The sequence below is a fragment of the Sphingobacteriales bacterium genome (genome assembly GCA_016700115.1).
GTDB lineage: Bacteria > Bacteroidota > Bacteroidia > Chitinophagales > UBA2359 > UBA2359.
Genome location: CP064999.1, coordinates 2,591,141 through 2,615,224 on the forward strand (window position 1 = coordinate 2,591,141; position 24,084 = coordinate 2,615,224).

General features: G+C 42.4%; 13 protein-coding genes and 1 tRNA gene. 9 read left to right on the forward strand and 5 right to left on the reverse strand.

All coding sequences use genetic code 11. The features are described from left to right. Nucleotides 1-43 precede the first annotated feature (43 nt). Entirely contained in the window at nt 44-2,974 is a 2,931-nt protein-coding gene (locus tag IPM47_09260; GenBank protein QQS31081.1) for a TonB-dependent receptor, read from the reverse strand. 170 nt (nt 2,975-3,144) lie between these two features. Further along, entirely contained in the window at nt 3,145-4,161 is a 1,017-nt protein-coding gene (tsaD, locus tag IPM47_09265) for a tRNA (adenosine(37)-N6)-threonylcarbamoyltransferase complex transferase subunit TsaD (protein ID QQS31082.1), read from the reverse strand. 308 nt (nt 4,162-4,469) lie between these two features. Here tsaD and IPM47_09270 point away from each other — a divergent pair, with 308 nt between their 5' ends. From IPM47_09270 to mfd, 3 genes are all read left to right on the forward strand, one after another. After that, nucleotides 4,470-5,123: a hypothetical protein gene (locus IPM47_09270; GenBank protein ID QQS31083.1), complete on the forward strand. Its 654-nt coding sequence runs from the start codon at nt 4,470-4,472 to the stop codon at nt 5,121-5,123. Nucleotides 5,124-5,217: 94 nt separating this feature from the next. Then, a tRNA-Met gene (locus IPM47_09275) sits at nt 5,218-5,291 on the forward strand. 122 nt (nt 5,292-5,413) lie between these two features. Then, the gene (mfd, locus tag IPM47_09280; GenBank protein QQS31084.1) at nt 5,414-8,785 is read left to right on the forward strand and encodes a transcription-repair coupling factor; all 3,372 of its coding nucleotides are present in this window, start codon (nt 5,414-5,416) and stop codon (nt 8,783-8,785) included. A gap of 17 nt (nt 8,786-8,802) precedes the next feature. Here mfd and IPM47_09285 read toward each other — a convergent pair whose 3' ends face one another. Continuing rightward, nucleotides 8,803-9,786 carry a c-type cytochrome gene (locus IPM47_09285; GenBank protein QQS31085.1) on the reverse strand — a complete coding sequence of 328 codons (984 nt, stop codon included), beginning with the start codon at nt 9,784-9,786 and terminating at the stop codon, nt 8,803-8,805. 632 nt (nt 9,787-10,418) lie between these two features. Between IPM47_09285 and IPM47_09290 the strand changes: the two genes are divergently transcribed. The 6 genes from IPM47_09290 (at nt 10,419) to IPM47_09315 (ending at nt 18,561) form a co-directional block, all read left to right on the forward strand. Next, nucleotides 10,419-10,916, forward strand: coding sequence for a hypothetical protein (locus tag IPM47_09290; GenBank protein ID QQS31086.1), 498 nt, complete (start codon nt 10,419-10,421; stop codon nt 10,914-10,916). A 197-nt stretch (nt 10,917-11,113) separates the two neighbouring features. Continuing rightward, nucleotides 11,114-12,295: a hypothetical protein gene (locus IPM47_09295; protein QQS31087.1), complete on the forward strand. Its 1,182-nt coding sequence runs from the start codon at nt 11,114-11,116 to the stop codon at nt 12,293-12,295. 8 nt (nt 12,296-12,303) lie between these two features. Further along, nucleotides 12,304-12,588, forward strand: a complete 285-nt coding sequence (gene secG / locus IPM47_09300; protein ID QQS31088.1) for a preprotein translocase subunit SecG — start codon at nt 12,304-12,306, stop codon at nt 12,586-12,588. Between the two features lie 278 nt (nt 12,589-12,866). Beyond that, nucleotides 12,867-13,427 (forward strand): methyltransferase, encoded by a 561-nt coding sequence (locus IPM47_09305; protein ID QQS31089.1) that lies wholly within the window; start codon nt 12,867-12,869, stop codon nt 13,425-13,427. A gap of 89 nt (nt 13,428-13,516) precedes the next feature. After that, nucleotides 13,517-14,029 (forward strand): hypothetical protein, encoded by a 513-nt coding sequence (locus IPM47_09310; protein QQS31090.1) that lies wholly within the window; start codon nt 13,517-13,519, stop codon nt 14,027-14,029. Between the two features lie 56 nt (nt 14,030-14,085). Beyond that, a complete protein-coding gene (locus IPM47_09315; GenBank protein ID QQS31091.1) occupies nt 14,086-18,561 on the forward strand; it encodes a T9SS type A sorting domain-containing protein in 4,476 nt (1,491 codons plus the stop codon). A 149-nt stretch (nt 18,562-18,710) separates the two neighbouring features. On the opposite strand, the gene IPM47_09320 is transcribed toward IPM47_09315, so the two are convergent. Both IPM47_09320 and IPM47_09325 read right to left on the reverse strand, forming a co-directional pair. Next, a complete protein-coding gene (locus IPM47_09320) occupies nt 18,711-19,703 on the reverse strand; it encodes a hypothetical protein (protein QQS31092.1) in 993 nt (330 codons plus the stop codon). Between the two features lie 121 nt (nt 19,704-19,824). Next, complete coding sequence (locus IPM47_09325) at nt 19,825-23,988, reverse strand: choice-of-anchor L domain-containing protein (protein ID QQS31093.1); 4,164 nt, start codon at nt 23,986-23,988, stop codon at nt 19,825-19,827. Between the last annotated feature and the right edge of the window lie 96 nt (nt 23,989-24,084).

A 24,084-nucleotide genomic window follows, 5' to 3' on the forward strand; every position in this document is an offset into this window, starting at 1 on the left:
AAAAATAGGTAAATAAATGGATTAGATGATTCTTTCGGAATAATCAAAGCGAATGAGCAATACGAAACATACTGAATCGCCCGATATTCGGAGTTCCTACAAAGTAAGGGGTGTTATTGTTGTAAACATTTTGAACTGACAGGGTGAGGTCTAATTTTGGGTAGAAAGTGGGTGTCCAGGCAAAATGAAGGTCCAAATCACTTCGGGCATTGACATAGCCGATATAGGAACCCGAGTTTGCAGGGAAACCGTCCTGCCATCTGAATTGAACACCAAAAGTCAGCCCGGATTTGGGTAAAGCATAATCGGCAGCTACCCGGAATTTGTGTCTTGGAGCATTTAATGCAATAAAACCGTAAGGTGCATCAGGTACCCGAATGGAATCTTTGTCAACAAAAGAATAAGAGCCACTGAATTTTAGTTCTTTTGATAGATAGATGGCTGCCGAAAAATCTATCCCGCTCACAGTTAGTTCACCAATGTTTCGGGTTGCAATCACCATAGTTGCTCCGTCTGTATTGTCAGGACTGATTGCTCCGATTGGCAATTGTGAAGCGGCATAACTCATAATCGCTACCACTTCATCATCTGCCCTGCCGTTGCCGTTCCCTCTCAATCCGTAAAATTCCCGGTCGGGGTCATCTAAAATGGTAACCAAAGCGGCGTTCAGGGCAGGAGAGGGAGAGTTTTCGAGATTATAAGCCACAATCGGCGCTAAGTAGTTGGACAAATCATCAGCATTAAACATGAGGACCGGAGTGATGAGTGTTGCAGGGGAGATGTAATTGTTAAACACTGACCTGTAGGCATCTATCGTAAAAAACAGTTGTTTTCCCAACAACCCCTTGTAACCCAACTCATAAGTTGTTACTGCGGCGTTATGCATGGGTCTGATGTTTTTCAGGTTTTTCCACTCAGAAGGTGAAAATGTTCGGGTACTCAGATTGAGGTCATTGACTACATGCCCTACATTTCCCAATGTATCGGGCAAAATGAGTCCGACCGCCAAATTGACCAAATCGGCAAACTGAGCCAACAGACTGTCTTGACTCAACTGTTGCTGAATGCCGCTGAATATTATGTCCAAAGCGCCGTTCCATGCTGCATTGTTAATGCTTTGATCCCCCACATTGTAATATTGATTTTGATTTCCATAGGAAGTTCTGAATTGTGCGAGATTTTGGTTTTCGTACAATGGATTTGGGGCAAAACTATAGTTAAATCCGTCGGTATTCCCAATTCCTCTGACGGTTATATCGGTGGGCAGCCTGCTTTGAAGGATGTCAATAAACAATGCGCCGGCTCCGGGTGTTTTAAAAGCGCGGTTCACCGTTGCCCTGAACGCATGGGCAGCATTAGGTTTATATTGCAGGGCAGCTCTCGGAGAGAGGAAAATTTTTTCCATCACACTGTGATAGTCAGAACGAAGCGCAGCAGTCAAGTTGAGTTTTGCGGTGATTCTGTAATCTGCCTGCAAGTATGCACCGTATTCGTTTATATTGTCTTTGTTTTCGAATCTTCCGTTAATAGAGCCTTCGGTATTTGGTCGGGTCCAGAAAGCATCTATTCCGTAAATTAGTTTAAGACTGCTTAATAAAGAAGCGCTGTGTTGAATTTGGGCTGCCCAAAGTTTAGATTTTTCTATAGAGCGGTCGCCTGTTTGCAGAAAATAACTATCGCCGGAATGACTTCCGTTGACATAAAACTGAGCAAACAAGTTGCGATAGCGCAATCGGGTTTGGGCATACCAATATTGCCATCCGATGTTTTGCAAAGCTCCCAGTGGGGTAAAAGACAGGTCGGAGACTTTGTTCCATCCGCCGGCAAGCACAACTTCACCTGTTTTTTTAAATCGCAAATCGAATCTTCCATCTAAATTATATCTGCTGATTTCCTCGTTACGGGTATTGTCCACATAATCTCCCCTAACACCGGCAGCCACTGAATCAGAGGGTATTTGCTGACCATTTTCCAATAATTCAATTCTGCCGTTTGGGTTTTGAATGCCCTGAATAATAGAATCGGGTTCGTTTGGGTCTTTGTATTTCCAATCGTTTCCGTTAAAATAATTGCCCGAAATTTTATACCCCATTTTCAGGCTTTCGTTTTTCGATTTAATGACAGAAGCATGCCTTAACCCATAGCTCCAGGCCATCCGGTCTCCAAAATTTTTAGAATCGAATTTTGGGTTTTCGGCAGAAACAACAGGCAAGGTATCAGACATATAAGAGCGCAATCCAATTCCTGCTTGAATGCGGGTTCCCTGTTCGTCAATCGGAGATTTGGTAATCAGGTGCATGACTCCGTTGATGCTGTTTGGCCCGTAAACTGCCGATGCAGGTCCTCTTAATATTTCAATCCGCTCTATATCTTCATTGGCATTGGGAATCATTTGCAAAGAATTGGCACGCAATGAGGGTATTCCGGCAATCCGGTTGTCAACCAATACCATCAGATCGTTTGAAAACAAACTATTAAATCCCCGCACTACGACATTTGCACCCTGAATACCGGTTTTCATTACATCTACTCCGGGTACATTGTTTACCAAATCCGTGGTTGTTACAGCTACCTGAGTTTTAACGGTTTTGGCTTCAATAAGCGAGATAGATGCAGGCGCATCGAGCAGTTTTTCTCGTCTTCGCGAAGCACTGACAACCACAGGGTTCAAGCCGAGTTCGCTCGGTTTTAGCGCAATATATATGGCAATACTCCCTCCCGCAACGGCAGTTTGGTCTTCATATCCAACAAAACTATACCTTAGCGTGCTCAGTTTCTTAACCGTAAGCTGATAGTTGCCATAGATGTCGGTTGTTGTTCCGATAGCAGTATCCTGAACCGTGATGGTAGCTCCAATAAGAGGTTCTTTGGTTTGAGCATCTGTAACAGTTCCGCTGACCGTGATGCTTTCCTGCCCCGATAGCAGTAAAGGGGTAAAAAAGACTGCTAACAATGTGTACAGTATTGATTTCATGATGCTTGCCGGTGAAGTTTAATGGTTGTAATGATGGAGTTATCAAAAAGCGAAGGTACAGGATATTGGTTGTATTCTCAAACTATCTGATAAAAAACAAGCTGCCACAACCGATTATCAATTTATGGAATAGTTAGCTGCAAACGGAAAATACACCTTCTTTCGTTGTTTTAGACCTCATTGATAGGAAACCGGGCTTGTGGAACAGCCGACTGTGAAACAAAGTCGCGGTCTAAATACTGATACCAGGCTGCCATGGCAATCATGCCGGCATTATCAGTGCAATACTCAAACTTGGGAATATAGGTTTTCAGGTTATTGCGAACCCCCAACTTTTCAAACTCGTTTCTTAATGCTGAATTTGCAGATACACCTCCTGCAATGGCAAGTTCAGTTATTTGAAGCTCTTTAGCTGCGAGGTAAAACTTTTTCAACAATGTACCGACAATGGTTTTTTGTACTGAAGCGCAAATGTCGTGCAGGTTTTCGGCAATAAAATCGGGATTTGCTTTAGTTTGCTTCTGCAAAAAATACATGACCGAAGTTTTGATTCCGCTAAAACTGAAACCGAAAGGTTCTGAAGTTTTGGAATCCGGAAATTTAAAGGCATCGGGATTGCCTTTTTGTGCCAATTGGTCAATCAAAGGTCCTCCGGGATAGGGGAGACCTAATAGTTTGGCAGTTTTATCAAATGCCTCGCCTGCAGCATCGTCTGAAGTTTCACCGATTATTTCCATCGTTCTGAAATCTGTTACCTTAACAATTTGAGTATGTCCGCCAGAAACAGTCAGGCATAGAAAGGGAAATTTTGGAGTAGGTTCTTCAATAAAATGTGCCAGGACATGGGCACGCATGTGGTTGACGGCTATGAGGGGGATGTCTAAACCAAGGGCTAATGCTTTAGCAAAACTTGACCCGACAAACAAAGATCCGATTAGACCGGGACCTACAGTAAATGCTATGGCATTCAGGTCGTGTTTATCAACACCTGCTTCTTTCAAAGCCTGATGGACAACCGGCACAATATGTTGTTGATGTGCCCGGGATGCAAGTTCCGGAACCACACCGCCATAATCTTCATGTACTTTTTGTCCTGCGACCACATTGCTCAGCAATTTTCCGTCTTGTATTACGGCAGCCGCGGTGTCGTCGCACGAGGATTCTATGGCTAATATGGTAATGGACATGCTGTAAATTGAATAAAAGGATTCCGGTCAAGGCAGTCAAACCGATTGAGTATCGGTTTCAGCAAACCCGCAAAAGTACAAAAAAAGCAGATATTTTTCTGTTAAAGCTGCTTTATAAACCCCCGAACTGATTAATTTGCCGGTTGATTAAACATTGCAGATAAAAATAGTCTAATTACCTTTGCATAACTTTTTATACTATGAATATGCAATGAAATACGGGTTATTGCCTTATTTAATAAAGGCATCAATCAACGAAAATGATCGTAAAAGGATTATCTATTCCATCACTTACCAAATTAATTCTCATGAACACAGTAAAGAAGTTAACTTACGGCACTATCTTGTCAGTAATGATTGCCTTCATGGTTGGATTTAGTCAACAGGTGTTTGCACAACAACGCGTCAGTATCATTGGAAATATTAAAGCCTTTGGTATCGAAAAGGTAGAAGGGTTAGACAGCACAGAGGTCAACTACAAAGGAGAGACTTCTTTTTCGGTCAACCTTCGTATTTTTGACAAAAATCAATGGGCTTTTCGTTTAGGTGCCGGCCTCGATAAACTTACCTATCAGTTTGGAGATTCTTTAGTAACCAATTACGATGTTAAACGCGAAAGCATTACCACCTACCTTGGTCTTGAAAAACATTTCGGTACCGGTATTCTCTCGCCTTATTTAGGGGTATTTGTTCCTTTAACATTTAATGGTAAAGACAATGTCCGCAACAACTTGAATGATATCGTAGATCAAATTGACAACGGAAGTGTAAAGGCAGGATTTAGTTTGCTTGGCGGCTTAAATCTGCGCCTGTTTAAGATATTAAGGATTGGCGGCGAGGCGAGTCTTGGCTTTTCACAGTTCAAAAACGAAGTGTTGAACAACCTGAGCAGCGACCCGTCTTCCATTAAACTCAAAAATCTGGAATTTAACACTGAAATCACCTTTGGTATCGCCTTTTAATACTTGGGTTTAGGAACTAAAACCAATAATTTAGAATTTATACCTCGATAAATGTAAATTAGTGGTCGCAAAACACTAATTTTGCACCGTCAATGGCGAGGTAGCTCAGATGGTTAGAGCGTCGGATTCATAACCCGGAGGCCACGGGTTCAATTCCCGTCCTCGCTACAATTTCAGCCGCAAATCTTTTTAATGAAGGTTTGCGGCTTTTTGCTGCCTTTTACTCCTCATCGTTTAACTCAGGCATGGGGAGGTGCATTTCCAAATAAACGTTAACTTTGCCGTTCGGCATGGAATTACGAGAACTGATTAAACAATACAGCACAGATACCCGAACCCGTCAACTTGTTTCCTGGGTTCAGGTTTTATCAGGCGCACGGGTTCATCTAAGCGGACTAACCGGTTCTCAGGATGCATTTGTGGCAGCAGGTGTTTATTGGGCTGCTCCACAGTCACACTTGTTTATCCTTAATAATAAGGAAGAAGCTGCATATTTCCAGAACACCTTAAAAAACCTGCTTCAGTCAAAGGAGGTGCTTTTTTTCCCGGATTCTTTTAAAAAACCCGGCTCGATTGAAGAGGTCAACAAAAACAATGTACTGCTTCGAACCGAAACAGTGAGCAAAATCCATGCATCAGCCACTACCGGTGAATTGTTGGCAACCTATCCGCAGGCTTTTTTTGAAAAAGTAGTCAATACCAAAGTGTTGGATAAGAACACCATTTTTCTTAAAATCAACGAACTGGCCGATATCAATTTCATTATAGAATTATTGGTTACCTATGGTTTTGAACGAACCGATTTTGTTTATGAACCCGGTCAGTTTTCGGTCAGAGGAGGAATTTTAGATATCTATTCTTTTGGCAATGACCTTCCATACCGGATTGAACTCTTTGGGGATGAGGTGGAATCCATCCGGATTTTTGACCCACTCACCCAACTTTCTGTTCGCAAACTTGCACAGGTTACTATTGTCCCCAACATCCAAACCCATTTTACAGGTCAGGAAAAAACCTCCCTGTTTCAGATTATTCCCTCCAATACAGTAATTTGGGTAAAGGATTTACCGGCCCTGTTGGAAATTAACCAAATCTGTTATGACAAGGCCTTACAAGCCATTGAAAATCTTCAGAATCAGGGTATTGTAGATGCCGAAGAAGTGTTTAAAGGCGAATCTCCAGCCTCAAATTTCCTCAGTTCGAGGGAGTTAAGAGAGGATTTACTTGGGTTTTCCATCGTTGAGTTTGGTAGCGAACGGCTTTTTGCAGATTCCGAAGTTTTAGAATATCATTCTAAACCTCAGCCCTCGTTCAACAAGAACTTTGATTTGTTGATTAAAGACCTGAAACAAAACGAATCGAATAATTTTACCAACCTCCTTTTTGTAGATACCCCAAGACAGGTTAACCGTTTAGACCAGATATTTACTGACTTGAAGGCTCATTTGAAATACTACCCGCTTGTTACTACCATTCACGAAGGGTTTATAGACCTCGACCTGAATTTAGTCTGTTATACCGATCATCAGATTTTTGACCGTTTCCACAAATACAATATCAAGCAAGGATATAGCAAGGACAAAGCCATTACCATTCAATTACTTCGCTCTCTTCAACCCGGAGATTATGTTACACATATTGACCACGGGGTAGGGGTATTTTCGGGGTTGAGCAAAATAGAAGTGGCCGGAAAAGTTCAGGAGGTGATTCGGATTGTATATAAAGACAACGATTTACTTTATGTTGGGATCAATTCCCTGCATAAAGTGACGAAATACATGGGTAAAGACAGCACCCCGCCAAAGATCAACAAACTTGGTTCGGATGCCTGGGAAAATGTCAAACGCAAGGCGAAACAGAAAATTAAAGATATTGCACAGGATTTAATTAAACTCTATGCCAAAAGAAAGGCAATCAAAGGATATCAGTTTAACCGCGATACCTACCTGCAAACCGAGTTGGAGGCTTCGTTTATCTATGAAGATACTCCTGACCAACTCAAAAGCACGATGGACGTTAAACGCGACATGGAAAAACCCTACCCCATGGACAGGTTGGTATGCGGTGATGTGGGATTTGGTAAAACTGAAGTAGCTATCAGGGCAGCAGCCAAAGCCGTTGCAGATTCCAAACAAGTCGCTATTTTGGTGCCCACTACTATTTTAGCCCTTCAGCATTTTAAAACTTTTACGGAACGGCTTAAAAATTTTCCGGCTACCATAGATTTTCTAAACCGCTTCAAAACCTCCAAACAAAAAACAGAAACCTTACAAAAACTGGCAGATGGGAAAATAGATATTCTGATTGGCACCCATGCCATTTTAGGAGGCAAGGTAAAATTTAAAGACCTTGGCTTGCTAATTATTGACGAAGAACAAAAGTTTGGCGTAGCAGCAAAGGAAAAATTGCGCAATTTTAAAATTAACGTAGATACCCTAACCCTGACTGCAACTCCAATTCCACGAACGCTCCAGTTTTCACTGCTTGGGGCAAGAGATTTGTCGGTTATCAACACAGCACCTCCAAACAGACAACCTGTTGAAACAGAAGTAATTGGGTTTGATGAAGTAAAAATCCGCGAAGCCGTCAACTATGAGGTTTATCGGGGAGGTCAAGTGTTTTTTGTCCATAACCGGGTTAAAGATTTGGCCGAAGTTGCCAATATGATTATGAAACTTTGTCCGGATGTCAGTGTCGGAATGGCTCATGGTCAAATGGACAATGATCAGTTGGAAGAAAGGATGTTAAGCTTTATTGAGGGGAAATACGATGTGTTGGTTTCGACCAATATCGTCGAAGCCGGTTTGGATGTGCCCAACGCTAATACCATGATCATCAACAACGCACATTGGTTTGGTCTCAGCGACCTGCATCAGTTGCGGGGCCGGGTGGGTCGTTCTAACCGGAAAGCTTTTTGCTACCTGATCAGCCCTGCGCTTTTTACCCTTCCCGAAGATGCCCGAAGGCGGTTAAAAGCCATCGAACAATTTTCAGAACTGGGTAGTGGGTTTCAGGTTGCCATGCGCGATTTGGACATCCGTGGTGCAGGAAATCTACTGGGAGGAGAGCAAAGCGGGTTTATTGCAGATATCGGTTATGATACCTATCACAAAATTTTGGATGAAACCATCCGCGAACTGAAACATAACGAATTTAAAGACCTGTTCGAAGAGGAAAACCAACGCGAACAGTCTTTTATTGGGGATTGTCAGATTGATACCGACCTCGATATGCTCATACCTGACGATTATGTCAGCAGTTCTCCCGAACGGCTCGCCCTCTACACCCGTTTGGACAATGTCGAAACAGAAGAAGAACTTGCAAAATTCAAAGCAGAACTTTCAGACCGTTTTGGCGCTCCTCCAAAAGAGGTCAAAGAGTTGTTTGAAGCCGTAAGACTTCGCTGGTGTGCAAAAAAATTAGGCTTCGACCGCATTTTGTTCAAAGGACGCAAACTACGTTGCTACTTTGTTCAAAATCAAAATTCGGCTTATTATCAATCGCCTGTTTTTCTCAATATCATTCAGCATATTCATAAAAATTTGCCTCAGGCAGTATTCAAGCAAAGCAAAGAGAGTTTTATGCTTGTGTTTGAACAAATCAAAACCATGACCGAAGCCCGTCAGTTATTGACTGATATTCAGGCTGCTGTAGTGGGCTGATTTTTAGAAATACCTTTCTATTTTTCGGTAATCACAACTTCATTCACTTCGTTGTAAACAGGCGGCAGCGATTGCAGATATTTATAAATGGCAATCAGGTCCTTTTCGTCAAAAATTTTAAAGGACTCCCAGGGCATGATACTTTCTTTCACCAATCTGCCGGCCTTCATCCTTGAAACAAACTGAGATTGCGGCCATTGCGTTATTTTTCCGGTTTTTGGGTCAGGAGTCAAGTTTGGCGACATCACCCATACATTGGGATCTTCATTGACACTCGGAGTTTTAGCTCCACCTGAAAAAGGTTTACCGATAAACTTACCGGTCATCATGTCGAAATTGGTATGGCAATCATAACAGGCAGCTATCGAATTGGCAAGATAACTCCCATATTCAATCGTTGTATCCCTTTTAACGGATTTGGCTACTTCTCCTTTAGGCCCATAAGGCTCTATTAAAAAAGCCATCAACCCCTTCATGATAAAATTGAGTTCACTATCGGGTATCTCATTTTTTACAGGCTCTAACGATCGCAGATAGGAAATAATGGCAGTTAAATCTTCATCACTCACATTTCCAAAAGACATAAACGGAAACATGATTTCATTTTTTGCGTTAACTCCATGTCGTATCATACGGGCTACTTCCCGGTCATTATATCTTCCAATTCCCGTTTCTTTGTCAGGAGTTAGATTTTTCGAATAAATTTTAGCACCCGGCATATTGAAATCCAACCCTCCGGAAAGGGGGAAAGCAAAAACATTTTCACCCAATTTTCCCAGGTCATTTCTATTATTGGTCGAATGACAGGTAACACAATGTGCAGGGCCATGAACCAAGTACTTCCCATGTGCAATCACCGAACTGTCGGTACTCGCCGTAATGTCAGGATAAGGAGCATCTAATTTAGGTGGAAATTTCAGGTAAACAGCAATGACCAACAGAAGAATTAAGCTGCCGAGCACAATGCCCGTCCACTTCAAAATGGATAAAAATGTTTTCATTTTGCAAATTGTTTGTTAAAGGTTGAATAATTAGTTTTTGAGCTTTTCTTACTTTTCTGCGAATCGGATTACAATTTGGTTCAATCACATCATATAACTGATAAGGATCATAGTCATTTTTTGATTTCATAGGTCGGGTTTTTTGGGCATTCAAAAGGAATCAGGAGAGGAACTGAAGGAATCAGAATAGGATTTAAAATAAACACAACCCAAACTGACGTTATTTGTGGTTTATGGACAGATTATTTTTAGGAGTTTAAATTATATCAAAAATGAGTATTTCAGGGAAAAATAACAAATTAGAGAAAACTTAAAAAACTGTTGTAAAAAATTTATGAGATCTGTTTGATTTGAGTTTAATTCGTGATTTCCAATAATGATGGAGCAAAGATCTTTCAATACCATATTTAATATCGAACCAAATATAGGTTCATTTTCAGTTTTTAAACCACCTCCGGAGAAGGCATAACAGTTGCTGAACTCTTTTTTTTTAAGGGGTTTGGTTAGTAATTCAAAGAAAAAAGCCAAAGCAATTTCAATAAGTAGAATGTATTCAAAATTTGCCCGGTCTTTTAAAGTTTGCCTGATATATGTACCTTTGTTGTTCATCTGTTTGCCAACCGACTTGCAATATGCAGCTTCGTTTTAGTTTATTCCTGATTACTTCTTTTACTTTGTTACTCACTAATTGTTATACCTTTAAAGGTATCAGTATTGCTCCGGGCGTGAAAACGGTTAGTGTCGAAGATTTTCCGAATTTGTCGAGTACTGTTGCACCTTCCTTAAGTCAGGCTATCGTTGAAAAGATGAAAACCAAATTTGCATCAGAAGCGAGGTTAGATATTGTCCCTTCCGGAGGTCATGCAGAGTTTAAAGGGTCAATTCTCAATTATTTTGTAGAGCCGGCAGCATCCGGTGCAGGAGATCAGGCAGCATTAAACCGGTTAACTATTGTGATCAGAGTAGAGTATAATAATAGTATCACTGAAGAAAGTTGGAGTCAGTCGTTTCAACAATTTGAAAACTTTGACCGTAATGCCAATTTGGCTGATGTTGAATCTCAACTCATAGACCTGATCGTTACCCGTTTGGTAGATGATGTTTTTAATAAAGCCTTTGCGAATTGGTAAACCACATCTCTTGCTTTTTTCTTAATTTGCACCCCCAATTTTGTCTATTGGGTTCAATCAATTTTTTTAACTTTTTTTTGAAGCAAATCCCCCTTTGGGCTAATTTTTTTTGCAAAAAAGATAAAAAAATTAGCAAAATATAATACGAAGCAGTTACCTTTAAGCCGAAATAATACATTAACCCCAAAATCGGCATCATGGAAAAACGAAAACTTTTACAAGCAATAGATAAACCTCAACAGATTACAGAGGTGAATTTCAGAGAACTCCGCGAAATGCTATCTGAATATCCCTATTTTCAGACCGGATATCTCTTAATGGCACAACAAGTCTTGCTGCATCCTGAAAATACAAATATAAAGCAGGTGTTGACCAAATGTGCCACATATGCCGCCAACCGGACAAAGTTGCATCAGTTGTTAACCTATAATCTGCCGGTTAAAAACAAAGACCTGAACCCGGATATTGACCATTCAATCACCGACAATTTACCGGATATTGAAACAAAGCAAGAAAAAGTGTTACCGGCTCAGTCAGAAACGGATGAGGAAGAAAATGTCGTACATTTTAATTTGACTTCAGGGCTTAAACGTTCGATTTTTAAACCTGAAGACAAGTCTGAAAACGATAAAACAGGACATCTAACAGAAAGTCCGGAGCTTTATCTTCAGGAAGAAAAGTTGCAGATTATTTCAGACTTATCGAACAATGAAGAACATTCCAAAATAGTTAATTACCATGAACTTAAAGATGACGATTCGGAATCCAGTTCTCTGACTTCGGATACCATAAACATAGAGGAAGAAGCTCATAAATTAGTAGATCAGGAATTACACGAAAATTTTCTGGCAAATACAAATGATTTAAACGAAGAATTCTCTGATACAGATGATTTTAATATGGCACAAATTGAAGCGGAAGCGATGCAAATGATTGCTAATGATATTGACAGGTTAAACGAAGAGGGTGCTTTAGATTCCACACAAATAATCATTGATGATAGTATAAAAAGTGATTCTGACCTGATTTCTAACCTGAAATCAAGATTAGCGGATTACCTGAATCGCAATCAGGAGCAAAAGCAGGATTTTGATCCAAAAACAGATGAACAAACGGATCAGATTTTACCGGAAAAGGAGGAAATGCCCGAAACGAAAGAGGATGAAGAAAATTTTTTGGATGATTCCGACCTACCCAAAACAAAGCCCGTTTTTTCAATTGAAGACAACTACATTACCGAAACAATGGCCAGAGTTTATGCAAGGCAAGAAAATTATGACAGGGCAATTGCAATTTATGAAAGTTTATGTATAAAGTTTCCGGAAAAAAAGGCGTACTTTGCAGCCAAAATTCAAGAAATTAAAAACAAATTAACGTAAGTAATATTATGTATTCGTTCATTACTATTCTAATCATCCTGATTTGCTTGTTCATTATCGTAGTTGTACTCATCCAAAACCCCAAAGGTGGCGGGTTAGGTGCAGGTTTTGGCGGAGGCTCTTCCAATTTAATGGGGGGTGTTAAACAAACTACCGATTTTCTCGAAAAAGCAACCTGGACTCTTGCTGCTGCTCTCATCGTTTTAAGTTTGCTTTCCAATGCCTTCTTGCCTTCAGAAAGACCTGCAGGTGCTGATGACGCAACTGAAATTGAAAACATTATAGACAAATAGAGTTCAAAAAGAAATAAATAAAAGCCGCAAACACCTTGCATAACAAATTCGGGTGTTTGCGGCTTTTTTTATGCTTGTTTTTTACTTTTCCCTGATGATGAATATACAGGTAACAGGCAATTGCTGTAATTTTCTTTGTGTAATTTAGAATTCTTTTACAATAATATGATACAGATAACCAAAAACCTCTTACATTTGTAACTACCTGTTTTTGTCTGTTAAAAAGATATTTTCAGCACAATTTTTTAACTTTTGAATTCCTGCTAATTAATTAACGCATGAAACAAATTACCCTGTTATCAGAAGCCTTTAAAAATCTCAAAACAGTAGGCACAATTACCTTCAGCTCAAAATTTTTGGTAAAAAACATCATTGCACCAATAGATTTTATAAAAGCCAGATGTATTGTAGAATTGGGGGCCGGAGATGGGTGCATCACTAAGGCCATGCTTGAAAAAATGCATCCCGATGCTATTTTAATCTCCTTTGAAGTAAACGAAAAATTCTGTAACATGATACACAAAGAGGTGAATGATACCCGCCTCCACTTGGTTTGTGACTCTGCCGAAAAAATAGGGGAGTATCTTCAAAAATTTGGCTTTGAAAAAGCTGACTATATCGTTTCTTCCGTTCCCTTAGTAGTCTTGCCCAAAGATATTGCACGAAACATCGAAACAGAAGTAACCAAAACACTGATTTCCGGCGGAACTTTTGTTCACCTTTCCTATTCTCCTTTACAACTTAAAAAATTTGAAAAAATGTTTTCCAGTGTAAAATTGCATTTTACTTTGCTCAATATGCCGCCTGCATTTGTATATATCTGTAAGCAGGCAGCTTGAAAAAAAAATCATTTTTTTTTGGGAAATTAGCAACTTTATTTATCTTTGATACAAAACAATTTTAAGCCCCTAAAGCTAATCTGTATTTTATGTTTCATCAAATTAAATCATTTGTTTATTACTTGCTCTTTTTGGGCTTAACTCTGATTTTTGCATGTAGTAAAGACAATGGCTCTTTAAAACACTCCGCTGATTCCAAATCCAATTCATCAAATGACAGGGTACTTTCGTCTGAGAATTCCAATGCTAACTCAAAGAATAAATCCAGTAAGGAAACCATTCTCGTCAATGGAAAAGTATATAAAGTGGCCGATATTTACAACATGAAAGACGAGCAGTTAAAACAGTTTATGCGCGATGTGATAGATGACCGCTTAGACCCCAATTATCCGGTACCCGACTACATTAAATACGGAACTTCTACTCAGGCAATGTATGAAACTTTTTATACCCGATATCCCCATTTCGCATTTCAACAAGATCAAGCCTTAAGATTGGAAGTGTCTTTCCGTCCTCAAATGTTTGTGGACATGATCAGAGAAAACAAGCTTCTCAGAAATAAAGCTACTTTACTGGAAGAAAGAAAAAAAATAGCCAAATAACTTCTTGCCAATTCCCAAATTTCGGAACTTTCAACTTATTCATAAAATTTTTAACCATGATCAAAAAGATTACGCTTATCCTCATGTTGTGTTTTGCCGCGTTATCAACGCAAGCACAACCTTTCTGCGATCAGGCACAAGCAGGTGCAGGTTTCGCATCTGACCCCGCCTGTCAAACGGTTATTTGTGCCGCAGATTCTTGGTGTTGTACTAACCAATGGGACAGTATTTGTGCCGGTGCTGCTGCCCCTAACCCCTCCTGTGCCAATTGCCTTTCTACTGCCGGCGGCGGCGGGCCATATTGCGATCAGGCACAAGCGGGACCGGGCTTTCCGTCTGACCCCGCCTGTCAAACTGTAATTTGTGCCGCAGATTCTTGGTGTTGTACTAACCAATGGGACAGTATTTGTGCCGGTCTTGCTGCCACTAACCCCTCCTGTGCCAATTGCCTTTCTACTGCCGGCGGCGGCGGGCCATATTGCGATCAGGCACAAGCGGGACCGGGCTTTCCGTCTGACCCCGCCTGTCAAACTGTAATTTGTGCCGCAGATTCTTGGTGTTGTACTAACCAATGGGACAGTATTTGTGCCGGTGCTGCTGCCACTAACCCCTCCTGTGCCAATTGCCTTTCTACTGCCGGCGGCGGCGGGCCATATTGCGATCAGGCACAAGCGGGACCGGGCTTTCCGTCTGACCCCGCCTGTCAAACTGTAATTTGTGCCGCAGATTCTTGGTGTTGTACTAACCAATGGGACAGTATTTGTGCCGGTGCTGCTGCCACTAACCCCTCCTGTGCCAATTGCCTTTCTACTGCCGGCGGCGGCGGGCCATACTGCGATCAGGCTCAACCTTTCCCAACACCAGGTTTTCCCTCTGATCCAACTTGCCAAGCAGCAATTTGTGCCGCTGACTCATATTGCTGCAACACTTCTTGGGACGGTCTTTGTGCCAGTGCTGCAGCGATTAATCCTGCCTGCACAAGTTGTTTAGCACCACCACCACCTCCAGTAAGTAATGATGAGTGCGTAAACGCTCTGCCGCTTATTTGTGGTCAAACCGTTACAGGTACAACTGCAGGCACAAGCAATGTCGGTAACGGGCCGCTTTGCGTAACGGCTGCAAGTACAGCAGGTGGTGTTTGGTACACTTTCGTTGGAACCGGTCAGGTTGTTCAGGCAACTACATGTATCGGCACCAGTTATGACTCCAAATTATTTGTATATACAGGTTCTTGCGGAGCATTTACCTGTGTAACAGGGAATGACGATGCCTGCGGTTTGCAATCAACTGTATCTTTTGCCTCCATACCTGGCACTACCTACTATATTCTGGTAGCCGGATTTGGAACAGCTACTGGTGCTTTTACTTTGACTCTTTCCTGTATTGATCCGGTTGGAAACGACCTTTGTACCACAGCAATACCCATTACCTGCGGAGCAACGGTAACAGGTACGACAATTGGAGCTACCAATGCCGGTAACGGTCCTCTTTGTACTACAGCAGCCAGTACTGCCGGTGCCGTTTGGTACACCTTTACTGCCAACAATCAGGCTGTAACACTTAGTTTGTGTACCGGAACTACGTATGACTCGAAACTTTTCGTTTACACCGGTTCTTGCGGCGCATTTACCTGTGTTATTGGCGATGACGACGGATGCGGCGGTATTGGACCATCAACCGTATCTTTTGCAGCTCTTAACGGAGTAACTTATTATGTGATGGTAGCCGGCTTTGGTTCAGCAACCGGTAACTTCACCTTAACCGCGACTTGCACCGATTTGCCGCCACCTGTTACCAATGACGAATGTGCAACAGCGATCAACTTAGAAGTTCCGTCCTGCAATACGTACAGCACAGTGGGCGCAAGTGACTCCCCCGATTCAGGGCCTCAATGTTTTGACAATGAGTTTGGGGCTTCCTATTATTTCGGCGGCGATGTTTGGTTCACTTTTGTGATGCCGGCAAGCGGTTGGGTTACCATCAGTATTGACAATATTACTTTCTTCGCTTTTATTGGTGGCACCCCGATTGCACCATTAGGTCTTGAAATATATAGCGGTACTTGTGCAGATTTTGGAGGCGGTCCTGTAGGCCCGTTCTGTAATCAGGCACAACCCGGCCCCGGCTTCCCATCCGATCCCGCATGCCAGGCATCTATCTGTGCTGCCGACCCCTTCTGTTGTAATACGCAGTGGGATGGTCTTTGCGCCGGTGCGGCAGCAACAAATCCTGCTTGTGTGAACTGTTTGTCAACTTCTGCTCCGGCAACCAATGCTGAACAATGTGAAATTCTTTGGGATAATACGGCCGACGAAATGTTGTTCCAGGGAACACCGGGACAAACTTATATAGTTCGTGCATGGGACTTATTCGATCCATTTGAACAAGAAGCATTTGACCTTTGTATTGAGGAAACCCAACCTACTATTTTAAGTTGCAACGAAACCTTTACCGATTCAGGAGGGGCAGCAGGAAATTACGTAGATTTGGAACGCAGATGGTACATTATCTGTGGCGAAAACCCGGGTGATTTGGTAGAAGTTACATTTAACACCTTCCAAATCGAAAACAATTTCGATTTCATGACTGTGTATGATTCGTTTGGTCCAAGTGCTACACCACTTGCAGGACCGGCTACCGGAAGTGATTGGGCAGGATCTACTTTTACAGCTTCTAACCCCAGCGGTTGCTTGACCTTCTTCTTTACTTCGGATTTCATCATTTCGGATATTGGTTGGGAAGCTGATGTTCGTTGCTTATGTACTCAGGTGATTTCAACACCATCTACCTTTACCGACTTCCTTTGCGATGGTGAAACTCCCAACTTCACTGCTGCCGAAGCAAGTATCGGTTATCAGGATAATCAGGGCAATCCTGCCGACGGCTCTGTGTTTACCATCAAATGGTTCCTCAATCCCACTTATACAGTTCCGGCACCTCCCGATTATACAGCCACCTATACAGGCGCCGGTTGCGCTCCGCAATCAGTGATTTTATGGGCAAGAGCCACCTGTACGACAGGAGAGTTTTTTGATGCCGGATTTATGACTTTGGTGATTTATCCGACACCCGAAGCACCTGTATTGGTCTTAACAAGCACCGGCACCATCTGTACATACGCTTATGCGCCTGCTACCTGTCCTGCCACTTCATTCATCCCGGCCATTCCTTCCAACGAAGTTTTGGGTACGCCTGAAAGTACGGTAACTGTCACCTCGACCAACGGCGGATGTTCCGTAACTTATCAGATTGAAAAACCGGCCTGTGATGTGTGCTATATTCCATCTGACATTACAGGTTCTGCCTGTGAAGGTTTAGTAGCCGACTTTGATGACTTTGAAGGCAGCCTTGACACCGGTGGTATGCCCGGGTTGGGTGATGTGTATTGGTATTACGATAGCGACTATACTCAACCTGTTGACGAAAACGCTCCGTTAAACCTTACAGCAACCGGTTGTACTCCTAGCACATATACCCTCTATGCAATGGGCACCTGTGCTACCGGCACACTTCAACCCGCAGGAACATTAACACTGACATTCTATGCTGCTCCGCAAATGCCGACTATCAATGTTAACGATTTCGTTTGTACGTATAGCTACTCAACACCGGAATGCCCTTATATCAGCTATCTTACTCCTTTGACCAATGAAGTTCCCGGAGATGGTGATTATAATATGGCAGTAGATATTGCTGTAAACGGATGTACCTATACTTACGACGTTCTTAAGCCCTTGTGTATCGGTTGCGATATGGAGGCTTCGTTTACATTGGTTTATGAAGCAGGTACCAGTACTTCTTCATTCTTCAACTTCGGTTATATTACCCTGACAGGCTCGTTTACTATGCCATTGCAATACCAATGGGATATTACGCCTTATGTTACTTATGGTGTACCTACACCCGGAACCATCAATGTTCTCTACACTGATGATGCCATATTTACAGTAACGATTACCGATGCAGTGGGTTGTGAAACAGTATATTCTAACTTGCCTACAAGTATCAATGACTTATCAATCGTAAGTTCACTGATTACAGTGGATAATGGTACTAGCACTGGTGCTGTTAATATTACAGTTGCAGGGGGTACTCCACCTTATACTTATACTTGGGAAGGACCGTTAGGATATAGTGCTACCACTGAAGATATTTCTGGGCTGCAAACAGGTTGGTATATTGTTTATATAACTTCTACAGACGGACAGAGTGCTTATGGATGGTTCTGGGTTCCAAAAGAATCTCGTGGCCGTGGTAAAGCCGGTGAAATGTCAAGTATCACCGCTTATCCCAACCCATTTGTCGGTCAGACCAATATTGCCTTTAGTGTAGCAGAAACAACAGGAGCTACGGTTACTCTACATGGTGTAAATGGTCAGCAAACCAGAGAACTGTATAATGGTATCGTCAATGCCGGTGAAACTATTAATATAGCCCTTGAAGCAAACGACCTGCCTGCCGGTATTTATATCGCAAGGCTGACTACTGCGAATGGAGATGTTCAAAACTATAAGTTAATTTTAGGTCAATAAACCGGCTTCGATTTAACTGATAAGAGGCATTAGCCCTCTAAAAACAAATCCCCGTCTAAAAGCAATTTCAGGCGGGGATTTTTTTTTTGGGGCTGTTGTAGAGACAAGGCATGTCTTGTCTCTACTCTTAGCAATGGCAACAAGAATCTTTAAAATAATCCGGTCATTAATTTATAAGTTACGAAAGTGCCAGCCTCGTTTTGGATTGCTATTTGATAGGCATATGAAGCAACGGGAAGGTTCAAGTCTTTAAGTTGAATATCTACCGAGTGGTTGCCTGCCGGTAAATAGCCTTTGTCAATAGTGGCGACTTTTGTGCCGTTTAGATTCCAAAGCTCGAGTTTTACTTGGGCGGGGCGGTGAAGTTCAAAGGGGATGACGGTTTTGTTGGAAAAAGGATTTGGAAAATTCTGACCAAGTGTAACCTGTTTGGCGGTTTCTTTTTCAATATGTCCTACGCCTGTGGTTCCGGTTCCTTGTACAGTTACTTCCAGATATGCATCGTAGCCTCCGGTAACAGGGTTTGGGGTAATTGTTGCAACTTGCAAAGAATAACCGTCAGCAAAAATACTGTCGGTAGCAGGAGTTAAGGGGTCTTCTCCTTTGGTATATACAGTAGGATTTGCTGCATAAATGGTATTAATTGTTGCCTGGTCGAAAGCAAATTGCGAAACTGCCGCATAAGCAGAACTGACGTAAACCTGAAAGTGGATATGGCAAACTCTGCCATTGTACCATCCGGGAAGTATGGTGATAAACTCCACTTCTCCGTTGGTATCAGTCATCTGATACCCGCGAAGATAGGTCAACCCGGTTTGAGTTCCATAACCCGAATAGTTTCCATCTTTATCGCAATGCCAGATATTGACCCGTACATCGGGCATGGGTTCGCAATTTACATTACCGATTATTTTTAGCCGAACATTAAACTGAACTCCGGCCCTATCTTCGCGGATATCCTGCCGGAAGTAAAAGATATTAGTGGTCAAATCTAAAGGGAAAGGACCTGCTGTTTCGGAGGGAATCAACACACAACTATCAGAAATGTATGGACGAAAACGACCGCTAAACATTTTTGATGCGGGTAAGCTAAGTGTGATGCCCGCAATTCCCATTGCTTTTAAGAATTCTTTTCTGTTCATTAGGTTGAAGTTTGAATAGTATTGAATATTGTGCTTCGCATTTCCATCTTTACATTAAGATTTTGAGGATTGCCTTGCAATGTTTAAGCGCTCATCTGATTAATATAATGGGTAGTTCGAGTTATCTGATAAGTGTTACATTGCCCTTAAATGCTTTCACCTCACCGTTACTTAAAGTAATATTTCCAAAATAGGCGTAAGTGCCGATTTCGCAATCTACTCCTTTGTATTTTCCGTTCCATGATTTATTCAGGTCGTCGCTGAAAAACATTTCCTGACCCCAACGGTTATAAACTGTCATTTCAACAGCACTGATGTTTTGAGAATTGGCTATGACCATAAATCCGTCGTTTACGTTGTCGTCGTTAGGCGAAAATGCAGTTGGGATTATATAAGGAGCTACGATAATTTCGGTTACATTGATAGCAGTACTTCCGCTGCATCCATCACTGTTAGTAACCGTAAGACTATAAGTGCCGGCAGTTCCGGCATTGATGGAGGCCGATGTTTCGCCCGTACTCCAAAGATAAGAAGCATAATCTGTGTCTGCTTGCAGCAAAGTGGTTTGCCCGGTAACAAAGGTGGTTTCCCCTGATATGACTGGAGTTGGTTGAGGGAGGGAAGTTATTTCTGCCGATGCAGAAGCAAAACAGCCATTTACAGCATCTGAAACCGTAACACTATAAATTCCCGGAGTTCCGACAGTATGTAATTGTCCGGATGAGCCATCGCTCCATAAGTAAGTGGCGAAACTGCCTGCATCAAAAGTGTAAGTTTCTCCCGGACAAATAGCGGCATCTTGTAACTCCACTGAAGTACTGACTGCATTGATATCTATGGTAACTGTTTGAGAAACAGAGCAACCCTGTGGATTGGTAACAATCAGCGAATAGACAATGCTTTCGGTCAGTGTTGCTGTGGGATTAGGGCTAAAGGGATCGTCAAGACCTGTTGCAGGAATCCATTGGTAATCATAATTTGATATAGGAGTTACTGTTTCTAACGGGATTATTGCTACGTCAGTGCTGCAAATCACTGTGTCTAAACTGATATTGGGGAAATAGGGGGTATTAAAGACAAACACCATGACCGAATCGACCGATTGGCATCCAAAAGCATCGGTACCTTCTACGGTGTACCAGGTTGTGGCATCGGGCGAGGCAACAGGGTTGGCAATGTTGGGATTATCGAGCGAAGCGGCAGGCGACCAAATATAATTGGTTCCCCCCGTTGCTTGTAATTGCCCGCTTTGACCAGGGCAAATACTGACGGTTTCGCCGGCATCTATTTCGAGGTTGTCGAAAATGAGCAAAGTAGCATTGAGCGGGGTAAAGGTGCAATCGCATTGGATATCTGTCAGCAGCAGGGTAATGGTTTCTATTGTTTCGGGAAGCCCGTCATTAAAGGCGTTGATAATAAGTGTGAAAGTAGTATCACCTGCAGGAATAGTTACAGAACTGGGAATTGAAACATAATCTACACCATTGATAGCCGAACCCGAAACGGTCAGGTTGATGACATAATCCTGATTGAGGGTGCTGAGGTCTTGACGGATAAACACAAACTGGCCTGAAGCACAACCTTCGTAGGTTTGAACTGTACCGGGAACGGAACCAAAAGCCTGAACGTCAATGGCACTGCCATCGCTAAAGCTGTTGGCTTCTAAAAATACACCTGAGTCTAAGATATGGTCACCGGCATCGCCAATGGCCAATTTTATATGATAGGTTTCACAAGGAATTAAGCCTGTTTTAGAAGCGGTCAATGTTGTGGTAATCCCATCTAACTGAGTATAGGCTGCATTATCGGGGGTATTGATGTAATAAGCTGAAAAACTTCCGTCGTTGACATTGTTGATGGTTACGGGAATGGCAGTGCCGGGAACAAGGGCGATGTTTTGTTGCCCTACAATACCGGGTCCGCTCATAAAAAAGGCAAAAACATCGTTAAAGCCCGTACCGACAAATTCAAGATATTCTTCTGACCCGAACACATACCGGAATGAAATATTATCGGTTGATGGTACAAAGTCAAATTCCAAGACTGTTGCGTCATAAGTTATAGCCGGAGAAACCAAAGGATTCAAGTCGGCATATCCGGGTAATCCCATACCGCCTCCGGGTTCTGTTGCCCCTTCTTCATTGTCCGGTCCATAAACTATACTATTGTAACCGGTGGTCAGCAAAACTCCTTCTGAAAATCCTATATCGAGATTGGGGGTTTGCTCAAAATAGCCCAACGCATCGGGATGACCGGTGTATTGAACATTGGAAACACTCAAACATCCTCCTCCCAAAAGCACTTGTTGGACGAGGAAGTAGGGGCTGTCGGGGTCATCTAAAGCACCGTCAACGGTTACCATGGCATTACCTGCAGGTACTCCGTTGCAATAGGCATCGGATGTGCTGACGATGGTGTAATTGGTGGTTTGCGATGGAAAAACGGGGATAATTAAAGGTGTTTGGTTGATATTATCCACCGTAATATTAGTAGTTCCATTGTTGTAAGTTACGCTCCATGGGGGAGTTCCGGTAAAACTGATATTCAAATAAGCCGGGTATCCCGCAATTATGAGCGTATCAGAACCAATGGTAGCGGTGGGTGGTCCTATGACTATGGTTTTTGTAAGCGTATCTACCCCTAAATAATTAGTAACGATGAGGGTAACATTGTAGGTGCCGTTTGCTGCATAAGTTACAACAGGATTTTGAAGGGTACTGCTTGCCGGAACGCCGCCGGGAAAAGACCATTCCCATTGCGAAAGGTCAATTCCTCCACTATAATCGGTAAACTGTATGGGGTTACCGGCACAGGCATTTCCAAAGAAATTGGCGCTGAATGCGGCAAGCGGCTCGCTCGGCACACATAATACTGCCTGAAACGCATTGACCCTTCCTGCACCCAACTGCCCTTCAAAACCGGCGTTGAGCGCATCAATATTGTCGGCGGTTTCTTCCAAACATTGCTCTAATCGGGTAGGAGTAAGGTTGGGATCAAGAGAAAGCATTAATGCCGCCAATCCCGATACATAAGGACATGCCATGGAAGTACCATCATAAAAAGTATAAGAGCTTGTCGTAGTAGCCACAGAACTCCAGATATTGACACCGGGTGCCATCACGTCTATACTGTCGCCATAGTTGGAAAACCCTGCTTTTAGGTCAGCATCGTCAGATGCTCCCACACTAATCACATGTTCATAAGATGCAGGATACATCAACACATCGGTATTGTCATTTCCGGCAGCAGCGATTAAGGCAATCCCGGCATTATGAGCAGTTGTAAACACTGCCTGCTCGGTTGCCGAAGGTGCGCCGCCTCCCCAAGACATGCTGATGACATCTGCTCCGGCAGCAATTGCATATTCAACGCCCTGCATGGCACCGGTGAGTGTTTCGGTAGCATCATCTGCAATTTTTACTGCCATCAGACTGACATTAAAACTTACGGAAGCTACTCCTAAACCGTTATCGGTAACGGCTGCAGCAATTCCGGCACAGTGTGTTCCATGCGAAAAATTGTTGTCATTGGCAGAAGCCGGTGGGTTGGGGTCGTTGTCGTTGTCGGCAGCATCCCACCCGTTTATATCATCAATATAGCCGTTTCCATCATCATCTACTCCATTTCCGGCAATCTCGCCCGTATTGACCCAGATATTTGCTGCCAAATCTTCGTGGTCAAGCCTAACGGCATCGTCCACCATACCGATTACAATATTGCTGCTGCCTGTAACAATATCCCATGCTTGTTCAGCTTGGGTTATCAACACATTGTACTGATTGGGGTGTATGTCGTTGGGAGTGAGGAACTTTTGATGTTGGGGTACCTTTTCGGCAAAATCCACATAGGAATAGCTGCTCAAATCTTTGAGCAAATCATTTGTTAAGTCGCTGCGGTCAAAAACAACACGATAATATTGGCTCATTTCCGGCAAACGTGGAAATGCTTTCTCAATTCTGGTAATTCCATATTGAGAAATGTGCTTTTTCCATCTGCTGATATTGGGATTTTGCCCGTTTTTATATTCTATGTTAACATGGGCACGGTCTTTAATCTTTACATAAAGCTGACCTTCTATGTAATGAAATTTCCCCTTTTTAACAGGCAATAAGCGCAAATCTACCACTTGAAGTGATTCGGTGTTAAAACTCAAATCATTTGGACACCAAACTATGTCGGTTTCACCGGTCGTGCAAATTTGATAGCATGATGACCCGAAGGCTTTTTGAATGTAAAAGGAAAACAGACCGAACAAGAAAATGATAGTGAGTAAAAACTGTTTCATGCTAAAAGGTTTATGTCTGAAAATGATTTTAGAACATAAATGTAGCCTTTTAAGTCGAAGTTTATTCACTTAAAGTTAATCAAATCGCAACACTTT